At 65.7% G+C, this 13,619-nt stretch carries 11 protein-coding genes and 1 pseudogene; 8 read left to right on the plus strand and 4 right to left on the minus strand.

The features are described from left to right. The 8 genes and pseudogenes from DTA22_RS33450 to DTA22_RS33485 form a co-directional block, all read left to right on the plus strand. Positions 1 to 590: pseudogene (locus DTA22_RS33450) on the plus strand (cyclohexanone monooxygenase); the annotation flags it as partial. Next, positions 587 to 1,504 (plus strand): metal-dependent hydrolase, encoded by a 918-nt coding sequence (locus tag DTA22_RS33455; RefSeq protein WP_112302262.1) that lies wholly within the window; start codon positions 587 to 589, stop codon positions 1,502 to 1,504. The pseudogene DTA22_RS33450 and the gene DTA22_RS33455, both read left to right, overlap by 4 nt. 11 nt (positions 1,505 to 1,515) lie before the next feature. Beyond that, the gene (locus DTA22_RS33460; protein ID WP_112302263.1) at positions 1,516 to 2,619 is read left to right on the plus strand and encodes a PDR/VanB family oxidoreductase; all 1,104 of its coding nucleotides are present in this window, start codon (positions 1,516 to 1,518) and stop codon (positions 2,617 to 2,619) included. After that, entirely contained in the window at positions 2,616 to 3,128 is a 513-nt protein-coding gene (locus DTA22_RS33465) for an SRPBCC family protein (RefSeq protein WP_112302264.1), read from the plus strand. The genes DTA22_RS33460 and DTA22_RS33465 overlap by 4 nt, the downstream gene beginning before the upstream one ends. Next, positions 3,125 to 4,609, plus strand: coding sequence for an aldehyde dehydrogenase family protein (locus tag DTA22_RS33470; RefSeq protein ID WP_112302265.1), 1,485 nt, complete (start codon positions 3,125 to 3,127; stop codon positions 4,607 to 4,609). The genes DTA22_RS33465 and DTA22_RS33470 overlap by 4 nt, the downstream gene beginning before the upstream one ends. Further along, a complete protein-coding gene (locus tag DTA22_RS33475; RefSeq protein ID WP_112302266.1) occupies positions 4,609 to 5,580 on the plus strand; it encodes an SDR family oxidoreductase in 972 nt (323 codons plus the stop codon). The genes DTA22_RS33470 and DTA22_RS33475 overlap by 1 nt, the downstream gene beginning before the upstream one ends. Further along, positions 5,577 to 7,415 (plus strand): fatty acid--CoA ligase FadD11, encoded by a 1,839-nt coding sequence (fadD11, locus tag DTA22_RS33480; protein WP_112302267.1) that lies wholly within the window; start codon positions 5,577 to 5,579, stop codon positions 7,413 to 7,415. Before DTA22_RS33475 ends, fadD11 begins: the two co-directional genes overlap by 4 nt. Positions 7,416 to 7,506: 91 nt before the next feature. Beyond that, a complete protein-coding gene (locus tag DTA22_RS33485; RefSeq protein WP_112302268.1) occupies positions 7,507 to 8,634 on the plus strand; it encodes an acyl-CoA dehydrogenase family protein in 1,128 nt (375 codons plus the stop codon). A 451-nt stretch (positions 8,635 to 9,085) separates the two neighbouring features. On the opposite strand, the gene DTA22_RS33490 is transcribed toward DTA22_RS33485, so the two are convergent. The 4 genes from DTA22_RS33490 to DTA22_RS33505 form a co-directional block, all read right to left on the minus strand. Continuing rightward, positions 9,086 to 10,183 carry a C45 family autoproteolytic acyltransferase/hydolase gene (locus DTA22_RS33490; RefSeq protein WP_160118539.1) on the minus strand — a complete coding sequence of 366 codons (1,098 nt, stop codon included), beginning with the start codon at positions 10,181 to 10,183 and terminating at the stop codon, positions 9,086 to 9,088. Between the two features lie 169 nt (positions 10,184 to 10,352). Then, positions 10,353 to 10,637 (minus strand): 3-hydroxyacyl-CoA dehydrogenase NAD-binding domain-containing protein, encoded by a 285-nt coding sequence (locus DTA22_RS33495; protein ID WP_112302270.1) that lies wholly within the window; start codon positions 10,635 to 10,637, stop codon positions 10,353 to 10,355. Continuing rightward, the gene (locus tag DTA22_RS33500) at positions 10,634 to 11,434 is read right to left on the minus strand and encodes a crotonase/enoyl-CoA hydratase family protein (RefSeq protein ID WP_112302271.1); all 801 of its coding nucleotides are present in this window, start codon (positions 11,432 to 11,434) and stop codon (positions 10,634 to 10,636) included. Before DTA22_RS33500 ends, DTA22_RS33495 begins: the two co-directional genes overlap by 4 nt. Beyond that, positions 11,431 to 13,617: an acetate--CoA ligase family protein gene (locus DTA22_RS33505; RefSeq protein WP_112302272.1), complete on the minus strand. Its 2,187-nt coding sequence runs from the start codon at positions 13,615 to 13,617 to the stop codon at positions 11,431 to 11,433. The genes DTA22_RS33500 and DTA22_RS33505 overlap by 4 nt, the downstream gene beginning before the upstream one ends. Positions 13,618 to 13,619 lie beyond the last annotated feature (2 nt).

The raw sequence follows: 13,619 nt of genomic DNA on the forward strand, positions 1-13,619 counted from the left end.
ACGTGGAAGTAGTCACCGACGGAATTCGTGAAGTGCGATCGAATGGGATCGTCACCGACGACGGCGTTCTGCACGAGGTCGACACGATCGTGATGGGAACGGGCTTCAGGTTGACCGACAATCCCGCGTTCGACGTGGTGCGAGGTCGAGACGGTCGCACGTTGGCGGAGGCGTGGAACGGCAACGCCCGAGCCTATCTCGGCACCACTATCAGTGGATTCCCCAACTTCTTCATGTTGCTCGGCCCCAATTCCGTGGTCTACACCTCGCAGGTTGTGACCATCGAAGCTCAGGTTGCGTACATCCTCAGTTGCCTGAGGGAAATGAACTCGCAGGGGGCGACGAGTATCGACGTCCGCCCCGGGGTCCAGCAGGCGTTCGTCGACGAGGTCGACAAGAGGCTACAGACCTCGGTCTGGAACACCGGCGGGTGCAACAGCTATTACCTCAGCGGAGAGGGACGCAACTTCACCTTCTATCCGGGATTCAACCGCCGCTTCCGCGCGCGGACGCGGCGGGTGGACCTCAACCAATACATCGTCAGCAGGGCCGGAGCCTCGGCGAAGTCGACAGTGAGGACAGCAGGATGATTCCGTTTCCCCGAATCGGCCGAAACCCTGTGGTCGATCCTGTAGGTGCGCGACGGTACACGGACGAAGCGCACGCGATCAATGCTCGTGACGTCGAGTTCTCTTGGGATGGAGTGCCGTTGCACTATGTTCCCGACGAGCCGATGGCCACGCATGTCATCAACTTCATGCACCTGGTACTTCCGGAAGGCGAGCGCGCGATGTCCGCGACGTTGGCCGAGGCACTGCCGCTGATCGAGGACGAAAGGCTCCACGAGGAAGTGGTCGGGTTCGTCGGCCAGGAGGCGACCCACGCCACTTCGCACAAGGGGGCCCGTGAACACCTCGCGGAACTGGGCATGGACATCGAACCGATGGCGAAGAAGATGGACTGGCTCGTAGACCGGATTCTGGGAGACCGAGGGTTGTCCGGCCGTGCGAAACGGGCGTGGCTGTGTGAGCGGCTGGGCTTGTTTGCCGCCATGGAGCACTACACCGCCGTGGTGGGAGAGTGGTTGCTGACGGACCCCGCGCTGGAGAAGGCGGGCATGCATCCGGTCATGCTCGACATGGTCCGGTGGCACGGCGCCGAGGAGGTCGAGCACCGCAACGTCGCCTTCGACGCCTACATGTACGTCGACGGCAGTTATGCCCGGCGGGTACGAACGGCACTGATCGCCAGCCTCACGCTCATCCTGCTGTTCCTGACATCGATGAACTATCTCTTCCGCACCGACCCGTCGACGGACAAGGGTCGCTTCTGGCCCCTGCAATTGATCCGTGCAACCAGGCGGGGGCTGGTGCCCAACATCAAATTCCTGATCACGGAGATCCCGCCGTATCTCCGTCCCAGCTTCCATCCCTCGCAGATCGGTGACATGGATGTGGCGATGCGCTACCTCGCACAGTCGCCTGCCGCCAACCGCTCCTACTGAGAAAGCCACTCATGACAATGACGACGTCGGACAGTTCCGCAGGCTCGGACTCCGATACGCCCGACTTCGAACCCTCCAGGGTTCTCCGGCTGGCCGCGCGGGCGACGGTCGCGTACCGGCACGTGTTCGCCGCCAGTCGTGCAGCTCCGTGGCTGTCCAGGCCAAAGCCGGTGCGCAACTGGGGGTTCGATATGAATCTGATTGTTGCGGAAGTACGGACCGAGGCGGCTGATGTTGTGAGCGTGAAAGTGGTGTCGCCGGACGGAGGTGATCTTCCGTCCTGGATCCCAGGCGCTCACCTCGACCTGATCCTGCCGTCGGGAAAACAGCGGCAGTACTCTCTGTGTGGCGACCCCGATGATCTCTCGTCCTACCGCATCGCGGTGCGCCGGATCGACACCGGCCTGGGTGGTTCGCGGGAGGTTCACGACTCCCTACGAACCGGGACCCCGATCACTGTGCGCGGGCCACGCAACGCCTTCCCGCTGGTGGCGGCGGACTCGTATCTGTTCGTCGCGGGCGGAATCGGAATCACTCCGATCCTGCCGATGGTGAAGAGATGCCACGACAGAGAGCTGCCCTGGAGGCTGGTCTATCTCGGACGCTCCCGAGCGACCATGCCATTCCTCGGCGAACTCGCCCGGTACTCGCGTGGCCAGGTCGAGATCCGGCCAGACGACGAATTCGGGCCCCCCGGCATCGCCGGAATCGTCGCCACCGCTTCGCCTGGTGCGGCCGTCTACATGTGTGGCCCGACACCACTGATGACGACCGCACGTCTGGTGATGCGCGAGATCGACCCGACCGGATCGTTGCACACCGAACGCTTCTCACCACTGCCTGTGGTCGACGGCCGCGAGTTCGAGATACACCTCGCCCGCCGAGGGACAACCGTGTCAGTCGGGCCGGACGAGACGGCGCTGGCCGCGATCCGCCGGGAGGTCCCCGGCGTCGCCTACTCATGCCGGCAAGGCTTTTGCGGCACCTGTCGCGTGCGCGTCCTGGCCGGCGAGGTCGATCACCGCGACAGGATCCTGACGCACAACGAGCGGGAGAATTCGATGCTGATCTGTCTGTCCCGCTCGGCCGGTGGATCGCTGGTGATCGACCTGTGACGCGCTGGTACCCACTCGCCGCCACCGACGACGAGTTCCTCCAGACCGCCCGATTCCGGCTCGTGCACGTCGTGTATTCGTCGACGGACACCGACCACGTGTGGAGTGTGTTGACCGCCCACGACGCACTGGTGTCGTGGGCGCGACTCATCACGGCAAGCGAGTGGACATCGCCACGCCCCTTCGGCGTCGGTACCACCAGAACCGTGACGATCGGACAGGGGGCCGCAGCTCTGAGGGAATGCTTCTACCGCTGGGACGAGGGCAGAAGGATGACCTTCACCGCCGAGTCCGCCAGCAGACCGGGATTCCGCCGGTTCGCCGAGGACATCACCCTGGAACCGACGCCCGACGGAACCCGGCTCACCTGGACCTTTGCCATAGACACCACGCCCGGGTTCGCCCCATTCCTCGAACTGTCCCTGCCAATCCTCCGTCGGGTGACACGTGGATGGGCGAACGCGCTCGCCGACAAGGCGCTCGACGAACCGAAGGGCACTACCCGATGATCACCACCTCGCCTGCGGCCGACATGTTCGATGTGATCAGTCCGGCGACCGGACGGGTGGTCGGCACCCACCCACGCGGGTCGGCCGACGACATCGACGACGCAGTTCGCCGCGCGCACGAGGTCGCCGGGTGGTGGGGGGCACTGGGATTCGATGCACGGGCCCGGCGACTCGATGCGTGGCGGGGCATCATCGCCCGTCGCGCACCGGAACTCGCTGAGCTCACCCATATCGAAATGGGTAAGCCGCGCGCGGACGCAATGCTCGAGATTGCGATGGCCTTGGAACACCTCGCGTGGTCGGCGAAGAACGCCGCCCGCGTACCGGGTCGGCGCACGGTCCGCTCCAGCCTCTTCACCGCCAACCAGTCGGCCAGCGTCGAATATCTTCCCCTCGGAGTCGTGGGGGTGATCGGACCGTGGAACTACCCCATCTTCACTCCGCTCGGTTCTCTATCCTTCGCGCTCGCGGCCGGGAACACCGTGGTCTACAAGCCCAGCGAGTACACCCCGGGTGTCGGTGTGTGGTTGGCCCAGACATTGTCCGAGGTCGTGCCGGAACACCCGGTTCTGCAGGTGGTCACAGGTGACGGCTCAACAGGAGCTGCACTGTGCCGATCGGGCGTGAACAAGATCGGGTTCACCGGTTCCACCGCCACGGGAAAGAAGGTGATGACCGCGTGCGCGGAGACACTCACCCCGGTCCTGATGGAGTGCGGCGGAAAGGACGCCTTGATCGTGGATGCTGACGGCGACCTCGAAGCGGCTGCCGATGCGGCAGTGTGGGGTGGGCTCTCCAACGCCGGTCAGACCTGCCTCGGGGTGGAGCGGGTGTACGTGCACGAAGAAGTATTCGACGCGTTCGTCGATCGGGTGGTCACTCGTGCACGCACGATCCGGGCCGGGTCCGGTGGGAACGCCCAGATCGGCCCGATCACCATGCCCACGCAAATCGGCGTCATCCGCCGCCACATCGACGACGCGATCGGAAAGGGCGGCCGCGCCGTACTCGGAGGGCCGGACGCCATCGAGGGCAACCTCGTGCAGCCGACCATTCTGGTGGACGTGCCGGAGGACAGTGTTGCGGTCACCGAGGAGACATTCGGGCCGACACTGACCGTAACCAGGGTGCGGGATATGGACGACGCGGTCGAACGGGCCAATGCGAGCCGATACGGGTTGGGGCTCAGCGTCTTTTCCCGCCGACGCGGCGACGAGATCTCGACAAGAATCCGCACCGGCGCAGTGTCGGTCAATTCGTACGTTATGTACGCCGCCGTCCCGAGCCTGCCGCTGGGTGGTGTCGGAGATTCCGGATTCGGCCGGGTCCACGGTGCTGACGGGTTGAGGGAATTCACCTTTCCCCGTGCGATGACGAGGCAGCGATTCCCGTCGATTCTGCCGCTCACCACGTTTCGGCGCACACCACGGATCGACGCCCTGGTCCGCGTTCTCGTCAGACTGCTCCATGGAAGGCATTGATGATGGCCACGTACAGAACCCGATCGACTGTCGCTCGCACCCTGAGAGACCTGGGACTCCCACTTCCCGGTCGAGGCGCCGAGTACAACGTTGCCGGCAAGGTGGTCCTGATTACCGGCGGAGGCGACGGTATCGGACTGGCATCGGCGCGAGCGCTGCATGCCCGCGGCGCGACCGTCGCGCTGATCGATGTCAATCAATCCGCGCTGACGGCAGCCGAATTCGCGCTCGGCCGACGGCGGGTTCTCACCGTGGTCGCCGATGTCCGCGACCGTCTCGGCATGGATGCGGCCGTGCACGGGGTGATCGAGCGGTATGGGCGGATCGATGTGGTGATCGCGAACGCCGGAGTGACCCCGCCCCCCTCCACCCTCCGCCAGATCGATCCGGCGGGCTTCGACCGCGTGATCGACATCAACCTCACCGGTGTCTTCAACACCGTCCATCCTGCGATCGACGAGGTGATTACGCGACGCGGTCACATCGTGGTGGTGTCGTCCGCGGCGGCCTTCGCACCCGGTCTCGGTGGTGCGTCCTACATGATCAGCAAGGCCGCCGTCGAACAACTCGGCCGGGCACTCCGTCTCGAACTCGCCGGCTACGGCGCCTCCGCCGGTGTGGCGTACTTCGGGATGGTCGACACCCAACTGGCTCGGGCGACGCTCGACGACGACGAGATCGGCAGACGGCTCGATGCGCGTCTTCCTCGTTCGCTGCGTCGCCGTATCAGTCCGGAGGAGGCCGCGACTGTGATCGCCGATGCTGTTGCTCGTCGCGCCGGTCGCACCCTCGCTCCAGCGGCATGGCAACCGTGGGCACTGGGGCGCGGACTGGTGAACGTGCTCGCCGACGGCTACCTGGCGGCCGACGCCGAATGCCATCAACTGATCCGGGAACTCGAAGAACGCTCCATCACAACACATCCGAGTGGATCTGCAGCTGCAAGTTCTGAACCGAGGAGTACGCCATGACCATCGAGGAAGCGCCCCACACGCTGTGCGCAGCATTTCAACGCACCGCCGCCGTCGACCCGGACGCAATCGCGCTGCGAACGGTCGGCGATTCACAAACGCTGACCTGGCGGCAATACTCGAGCCAGGTCCGCGAGGTGGCGGCCGGATTCGCCGCACTCGGGGTCCGCCGCGGGGACACCGTCGCCTTGATGATGGCCAATCGTGTGGACTTCTATCCCATCGATGTCGGAGCGCAGCATGTTGGGGCGACGTCGTTCTCGATCTACAACACGCTTCCCCCATCTGCCATCGCATACGTTCTCGGCAACGCCAAAGCCAAGGTCGTGGTGTGCGAGGCCGAGTATGTGGGGCGAATCAGGGAATCCGGCGCACTGCTGGAGCAGATCGTCGTCATCGATGCGGGAATGGCGCCGGCCGGGACGCTCACCTTGGACCAGATGAAGGCTCTCGGCTCACCGGACTTCGACTTCGACGCCGCGTGGCGCTCTGTGCGGCCTGACGATGTTGCAACCCTGATCTACACCTCGGGCACTACCGGCAACCCGAAAGGGGTGGAGTCGACTCATGCTGCATTGTTGTTCGAGGCCAGCGCGGTGTGCTGGATCCTCCCGATCGAGTTCGGAGATCGCATCACCTCCTTCATGCCGTCGGCACACATCGCCGATCGGATGACGGCACTGTACTTCCACATGGTGTTCGGAACGCAAGTCACCGTGGTCGCGGACGTGCGGCAGATCGCTGCCGCACTGCCCGACTGCCGGCCGACCATCTGGGGCGCGGTGCCGCGTGTCTGGGAGAAGCTGAAAATCGCGGTCGAACGGGCGGTGTCGAACGAACCGGACGACGCACGACGGAACGCCTTGGAGTGGGGCCTCGATGTCGGCGCACGCCGGATCGAGATGCTCCGGGCAGGTCTCGCCGTACCGGAAGAACTGGAACACGACTTCGTCAAGGCAGAATTTACGGTGTTGGCGCCGATGCGCGCCGAACTCGGATTCGACAAGCTCAGATGGGCCGTGTCAGGGGCGGCACCGATACCCGCTGACACGTTGGCGTTCTTCGCAGGACTCGGGCTGCAGATCTCCGAGATCTGGGGGATGTCGGAACTGACCTGCATCGCCAGCGCGGCCCCGGCCGATCCCGCCAAACTCGGAACGGTCGGCAAGATCGTGCCCGGCATGGACATGCGGGTCGCGAACGACGGTGAGCTTTTCGTTCGTGGGCCCCTCGTCATGAAGGGTTACCGGGGAGAGCCTGCCAAGACCGCCGACGCCGTCGACGCCGACGGATGGCTGGCCACCGGTGACGTGGTGTCCGTCGACCCGGACGGGTACCTCACCGTCATCGACCGGAAGAAGGAACTGATCATCAACTCCTCGGGGAAGAATATGTCCCCCGCTACGATCGAGAACGCGATCAAAGCCGCCTCCTCGCTCATCGGCGGCGTGGCCACCATCGGAGATGCGCGCCCCTACAACACCGCCCTCATCTCACTCGACCCCGAGGCCGCAGCGAGTTTCGCTGCAACGAAGGAGATCCGGGTCGATTCCGCGTCACTCGCGACGGACCGCGACATGATCGCGACGATCGCCGCCGCGATCGCGACGGCCAACGCAGACCTATCTCGCGTGGAGCAGATCAAACGCTTCCTGATCCTCCCAACCTTCTGGGAGCCGGGCGGCGACGAACTCACCTTGACGATGAAGCTGCGCCGCAAACCGATCGCCGAGAAGTATGCACTCGAGATCGAGCTGCTCTACCGCGACCCCCTCGCCCAGGGTGTGTACGAGCCCACCGCCGACCGGACGTGGGAGGTTCCGGTGGGGAGCTGAGACCGCTAACCCATCGTGACTAATTCGCAACAACTTTGGAGACGAACCCTTGACTGCTCACACTGTCACCACGGAAAGCGCATCCCCATGGATGGACGACGAACTCGGCGCAGTTGCCGAACTCGCACGTAACTTCTTCGCCAAGGAGGTCACCCCCCACCAACACCGGTTCGCCGAACAGGGCTTTCCGGACAAGGAGGTCTACGGCACTCTGGGCGAGCTGGGCTTGTCGGGAATGTCGATTCCCACGGAATTCGGCGGTGGGGGAGGAACTTTCGCCCACGATGCCGTGCTGTTTCACGAACAGGTGATGGCGGGTGACCACTCGCTCCAGCTCGGCGTGCACTCGGGAATCGTTCCGCACTACCTGAACGCATACGGAAGCCACGAGCAGAAATCGCGATGGCTTCCCAAACTCACAAGCGGTGAATGGGTCGGTGCCATCGCCATGACCGAGCCAGGAACCGGCTCAGATCTGCAGAACATCACTACCAAGGCCGTGCGCGACGGGGGCGACTATGTCATCACCGGCGCCAAGACTTTCATCTCCAACGGTCGCAACTGTGACCTCGTCATCATCGCCGCCAAGACCGATGCCACGCTCAGCGCGAAGGGAGTGTCTCTCGTTGTCGCCGAGGTGACCGACGACACTCCTGGGTTCTCGCGCGGACAGATCTTCGACAAGCTGGGCCAGAAGGGACAGGACACCACTGAACTGTTCTTCGACCGTCTCCGCGTCCCGGTGGACAACCTCCTCGGAGAACGCGAGGGTGCCGGATTCGTCCAGCTGATGCAGCAACTACCACAGGAAAGACTGATCTGCGGCGTCGCCGCCGTCGCCGCGATCGAACGCGCAGTAGCTCTCACAATCGAGTACACCAAATCGCGGACAATGTTCGGGAAGACACTGTTCGACCTCCAGAACACACGCTTCGAACTTGCGGAATGCGCAACCCTCGCGCGAGTATCACGCACCTTCCTCGACGACTGCATCGACAAGCACCTGCGCGGCGAACTCGATGTCACCACCGCCGCAATGGCGAAGTACTGGTTGACCGACCAACAGTGCGCCGTGATCGACCGCTGTCTACAACTGTTCGGAGGGTACGGCTACATCCTCGAATATCCCATCGCCCAGATGTACGCCGACGCCCGTATCCAGCGCATCTACGCCGGATCCAACGAGGTCATGAAGGAACTGATCTCCAGAGCGCTATAGCCATATTGGTAGCCGAATCATGCGTCAGCACTGCGTGACTACTCGAATGGCGCATCGTCTCGCAGCAACCGTGTGAGACGGCCTCCTGCTGCCAATCGTTGCTGCAGGCGACGCCGGCACCTTTCGCGGCGCACTCCTTACCGCGGCTATCCCAGATCTGGTGGCCGAGGCAGCGGAGCCGCGGCATGCTGAATCTGTTGGTCGAGCAGGGAACTTGTCGCTTCGCCTTTCACCCGCCCCACCCCCGTCGTGAAGGCAGGATTGGGAAGTCCCACCGCAGTCCTCCGTTCGGTGACGGATTACCGCGGATACCCCACTTGGCCCACCGCCCGTCCCCGGCAGTCGGCGACCAGGTGCCCCGGCCCTGCGACCCAATTTCTGCGTAGCGATCCGCCGGTTGTCCCGACGAGCCGTAATCGATCGCTCTGGACACTCGAGAAGTGATTGGTGCTCAGTGCGGTTCGGCTGTGAGTTCGGTCAAAGTGAGCGTCGCGGTCGTTCCGTGGTGGTTGCGGATGAGGATGGTCCGGTCGGTCAGGTTGGTGACGGTGGTGCACAGCGTGGTGAGGGGGTCTGTGCCGGCGGCGGTGCGGTGCACTCCGGTCGGGACGGGTGATCCTGTCAGCACCTGGGTGAACCAGTCGACGTCGGGTTCGAGGACGGGAACAAGGCTGTCGAGGACTTGGCCGCGGGCGAGGCTTTCCTCGCGTTGGCCGAGGTTCGCCGTCGCGGTGCCTGCGGCTGCCTGGTCGGGCGGGTTCGGCATGAAGCGGATGTGGTTGGTGTGCCACTCGAATCCGTTATCGGGCGGGAGTTCTCGGACCGCGACCTGTCCGGCAGCGGCTTCCACCACGGCGACCCGGCCGCTTCTGGTGTCGCCGAGGGTGTAGGCGAAGCCGCCGGCGCTGGGGTTGCTGCGGAGGTAGTCGATGGCGTCGGTGAGGGTGGTGCACTGTTGCAGGCCGCGGGCGACGAAGTGTCGGCCTGGTGCGGCGATAGGGGTGGTGACCTGGATGTGGTTGATGCCCCACACCAGTCCGGCACCGTTGACGGTCAGGGTGTTGGCGGGCAGAAATCCCGGGTACCACTGCACGGTGACCGGGAGGTCGCCCTCGATGCGCAGGGTGAGCAGCATGAAGTGGCCGTCGAGGGCGGGGGCGCCGTCCTCGTTGTGGGCGACGAAGGACTGCGTTCCGCGCCAGGCGAGGTCGGTGCATCCGGTGCCGTCGTCGATGCCGATGTCGCCGCGGAGATTGGCCAACAACAGATCCTCGTAGGGCACGGTCGCGCCGGTCGCGAGCGCGCGCAGCTCCTCGGTGTATCGCGGATAGGCGTGAGTGGTGGCCGCTACCACGTCGGCCAGGATGCGGCGGCCGCGATCGCTGCGGGTGAAAGATTGCAGGCCTTCACGTTCGGGCATCTTGCTCTGCACGGCGGTGATGGACTCTCGCGCGTACTCACCGAGGAGCGTGAAGGCGGCGTTGCGCTCACCGGTTACCACCAGCCAGCGCAGGCCGGCGATCGTGGTCTCGTCGATGTGGGCGTTCATGGTGGGTCTCCTCGGCGGAAAATGGTAGCGGTCTCGGTGGCGGCCGGGATGGTGCCGGTGATCGGTGGGCAACGACGATGCCTGGCCCGGGGCGGCAGGCCAGGCATCTGGTCCGTGCGTCTCGAGCCGGTCCGATCGGGGTGGATCGAGACTGCTCGTGTCAAATCGGTCAGGGTCGGGGGACGTGCAGAAGTAGGGTCTTGACCACCGGAATCGAGGACGTGTTGGTCGCCAGTAGTGCATCAGGGCGGGCGATCTCGTCGACACGGGCGAACAGGTCGAGCTCGAGCTCCTCGAACTCCGGGACGGCCTCGATGATGACCGATTGCTCACCCAACCGACAGTTCGGGTGCGGCTTGATCCGAGAGAACGCGGCGCGGGCGGCGGCCTCGGCGATGCCCGCGCCCATGATGCCGCCACCGATGATCCCGACGCCGGGCTGAACGGCGCTCATCGGCCGCTGAACTGCGGGGTGCGCCGCTCGAGCATGGCCCCGACCGCCTCGAGGTGGTCTTCGGTGTGGTGGGCGATGGACTGCATCGCCGCGGACAACTCGAGGATGCTCTCGAGGCTCTGGTGCTGGGCTTCACGCAGCAGCCGCTTGGTCATCCGCAGCACGTGCGGCGGATTGGCCGCCACCCGTGCGGCCAGCTGGTGCGCGGCCGGGAGGAGCTGGTCGGGTTCGACGACCTGTGACACCAATCCCCAGTTCAGGGCGGTTGCGGCGTCGATCGCCTCCCCGGTGAACGCCATCTCGCTGGCCCGGGCCATTCCGACGGCCCGTGGCAGCAGCCACGCCCCTCCGTCGCCGGGAATGATCCCGACCTTGACGAAGCTTTCCGCGAACTTTGCTGTGCTGGAGGCGATCCGCAGGTCACACATCGCCGCCAGGTCGCAGCCGGCGCCGATGGCCGGGCCGTTGACTGCGGCGATGGTGGGAACCTCGCAGTGATGCAGCGCCCGGGGGATGCGCTGGATGCCGTGCCGGTAGCCCTGGCGCAGTTCGGCGGGTGTCCCACCGAACATGCCCGCTCTGTCGAGCATGTGCTTGACATTGCCGCCGGAGGAGAACGCGGACCCGGCGCCGGTGAGGATGGCTACCCGCACGCTCGGGTCACGGTTGACCGCGGTGACGGCGTCCTCGAGCGCGGCGATGGTGCCGGCGTCGGAGATGGGGTTGCGGGCTTCCGGGTTGTTGAGGGTCCAGACGATGGTGTCGCCGACGCGGTCGATCAACAGGGGGTCTCTCATATGTGGTCTCCAGGGTGGTTCTCGGACAGGACGATTCGCACGTCCACGGGCACGATGCCGGTGTCCGATGCGATCACGGGGTTGAGGTCGAGTTCGCTGATCTCGGGGCGGGCAGCGACGATGTCGCCGACCCGGACGAGGAAGCGGGCCAGCGCTTCCCGGTCGACGATCGGGAGGTGCCGGTAGCCGTCGAGCATGCGGGAGGCGATGGTCTCGTCGATCATCTCGTGGGCCTCGAGGTCGGTGAACGGGGCGGCGCGGAAGGTGACGTCCTCGAGGGCTTCGACCATGACGCCACCGGAACCGAAGGCCACCACCGGCCCGAAGATCGGGTCGCGGGTGGCACCGACGAGCAATTCGACACCGGTGTCGGCCATCGGGGTGACCACGATGCCGTCGATCACCGCGCCGGGCACGTTGCCGGTGACCGAATCGATGATCGCCTGGGCGCTGTCCGCGGCGGTGGCGGCGACCACGTTCAATCGGACTCCGCCGACATCGGACTTGTGGATGACCTGCGGGGACACAATCTTCAGTGCACACGGACGCGCGTATCCGGTCACTGCGGTGACGACGTCGTCGACGGTACGGGCGAGGGTCCAACCACCGATCTCGACGCCGGCGTCCTCGATGAGAGCGCGGGCGGTGGGCTCGTCGAGGATGCCCGCTCCGCTGGCCGCCCGCGGGGCAGGTTCCGGCAGGGCGAGTGCGGAGCGCTCGGCTGCGGTGGACAGCCGGTGCCCGCGCCGGTCGAGAGCGGCAACGACGCGGACGGCGTGGTCGATGGAATTGATCACCGCGACCCCACCGGCGCGCAGACGGTCGTGGTTGGCGACGGCGTCACCCGCGTAGCAACTCTGGACCAGGAGCGGCACACCATGGGAGGCGGTCAGCGCGAGCAGCGAGTCCGCGGTGGCGTCCTCCGCCTCGCGCAGGCTCGCGTCGAAGCGCAGGTGATAGCCGCCGAAGAGACCGACGATGAGCACCAGGCCGACCGCCGGGTCGCTCATCAACGCGTCGACGGCGGCGGCGAAGACCGTGGGATCGGCGTCGGTGGCTCCGGCCACGTCGACGGGGTTGACCACCGACGCCGGTCCACCGAGCAGCTCCCGCAGGATCTGCTGGGTCTGATCGCCGATCTGCGCGAGTTCGATTCCGCGCGCGGTCAGCGCATCGGCGGCGAGTGTGGCGTGCCCGCCGCCGTCGGAAAGAATGGCGACCTTACGGCCGGGAGCAATGGGCGCTGTCGTCGCCATGGCACCGGCCACGATGGCGAGTTCGTCGGAGCGGTCGACCAATTCGACACCGGCCTGGCGGAGCACCGCGGTGGCGACGGCATCGGATCCGGCGATAGACCCGGTATGCGAGAGCGCGGTGCGTTGCCCGATCTCCGAGCGGCCGCCTCGCAGCACCACCACTGGCTTGTCCTGCACTGCGCTCGCGGCGGCCTGTAGGAATGACCGGCCGTCCGCGAAGCCCTCCGAATGGATGGCGACGGCACCGGTGCCCTCGTGCCGGGACAGTTCGGTAACGCATTCGTCGTAGCGGACATCCGCCTGGTTACCGAGACCGACATAGGCATGGAAACCCGGTCCCTTCAGCGCGCGGTTGTCGTTGACCAGGGACAGCAGCATGTTGCCGCTCTGGGTGATCACGCTGATCGGCCCCACGGGTACGTCCTGTAGCCCAACCAGATTGGCCCCGGTGGACACGTTGAGCATCCCGGAGGTGTTCGGGCCGATCACCCGAATACCCGTTTCGGCGATGGCCTCGGCGAGGGCCGCATCGAGGTCGGCGCCCGCATCCCCGGTTTCCTTGAACCCATTGGCCAGCACGACCGCCCCGGCGATGCCGACGGCGGCACACCGGCGCAGTGCGTCCGGGATTGCCGCGCCGGGTAGCGCGATCAGGGCGACGTCGATTCCATTCGGCAGCGCATCGATCGAGGGGACGACCTCGAGCCCGAGGATCGCGGTGGCCTTCGGGTTGACCGGGTACACCGGGTGCTGAAACCCGGACTGCTGCAGGGCCCGCACGGCCTGGAAGCCCCGCTTGGTCGGGCTCGTCGAGGCGCCGACGATCGCGATCGAGCGGGGGTCGAAGAGCCGTTCGAGCGCCGTGCGGGTCACCGGGGACGGGGGAGTGGCGACCGCGACGGCGGAGGGCTGTGCCATGGTGGGCATCT

It is taken from the genome of Rhodococcus wratislaviensis, assembly GCF_900455735.1.
Lineage (GTDB): Bacteria > Actinomycetota > Actinomycetes > Mycobacteriales > Mycobacteriaceae > Rhodococcus_F > Rhodococcus_F wratislaviensis.

Coding starts and splice junctions, on each gene's coding strand:
- DTA22_RS33455 (WP_112302262.1), top strand. CDS start 587: ATGATTCCGTTTCCCCGAATCGGCCGAAACCCTGTGGTCGATCCTGTA.
- DTA22_RS33460 (WP_112302263.1), top strand. CDS start 1,516: ATGACAATGACGACGTCGGACAGTTCCGCAGGCTCGGACTCCGATACG.
- DTA22_RS33470 (WP_112302265.1), top strand. CDS start 3,125: ATGATCACCACCTCGCCTGCGGCCGACATGTTCGATGTGATCAGTCCG.
- DTA22_RS33475 (WP_112302266.1), top strand. CDS start 4,609: ATGATGGCCACGTACAGAACCCGATCGACTGTCGCTCGCACCCTGAGA.
- fadD11 (WP_112302267.1), top strand. CDS start 5,577: ATGACCATCGAGGAAGCGCCCCACACGCTGTGCGCAGCATTTCAACGC.
- DTA22_RS33485 (WP_112302268.1), top strand. CDS start 7,507: ATGGACGACGAACTCGGCGCAGTTGCCGAACTCGCACGTAACTTCTTC.
- DTA22_RS33490 (WP_160118539.1), bottom strand. CDS start 10,183: ATGAACGCCCACATCGACGAGACCACGATCGCCGGCCTGCGCTGGCTG.
- DTA22_RS33495 (WP_112302270.1), bottom strand. CDS start 10,637: ATGAGCGCCGTTCAGCCCGGCGTCGGGATCATCGGTGGCGGCATCATG.
- DTA22_RS33500 (WP_112302271.1), bottom strand. CDS start 11,434: ATGAGAGACCCCCTGTTGATCGACCGCGTCGGCGACACCATCGTCTGG.
- DTA22_RS33505 (WP_112302272.1), bottom strand. CDS start 13,617: ATGCCCACCATGGCACAGCCCTCCGCCGTCGCGGTCGCCACTCCCCCG.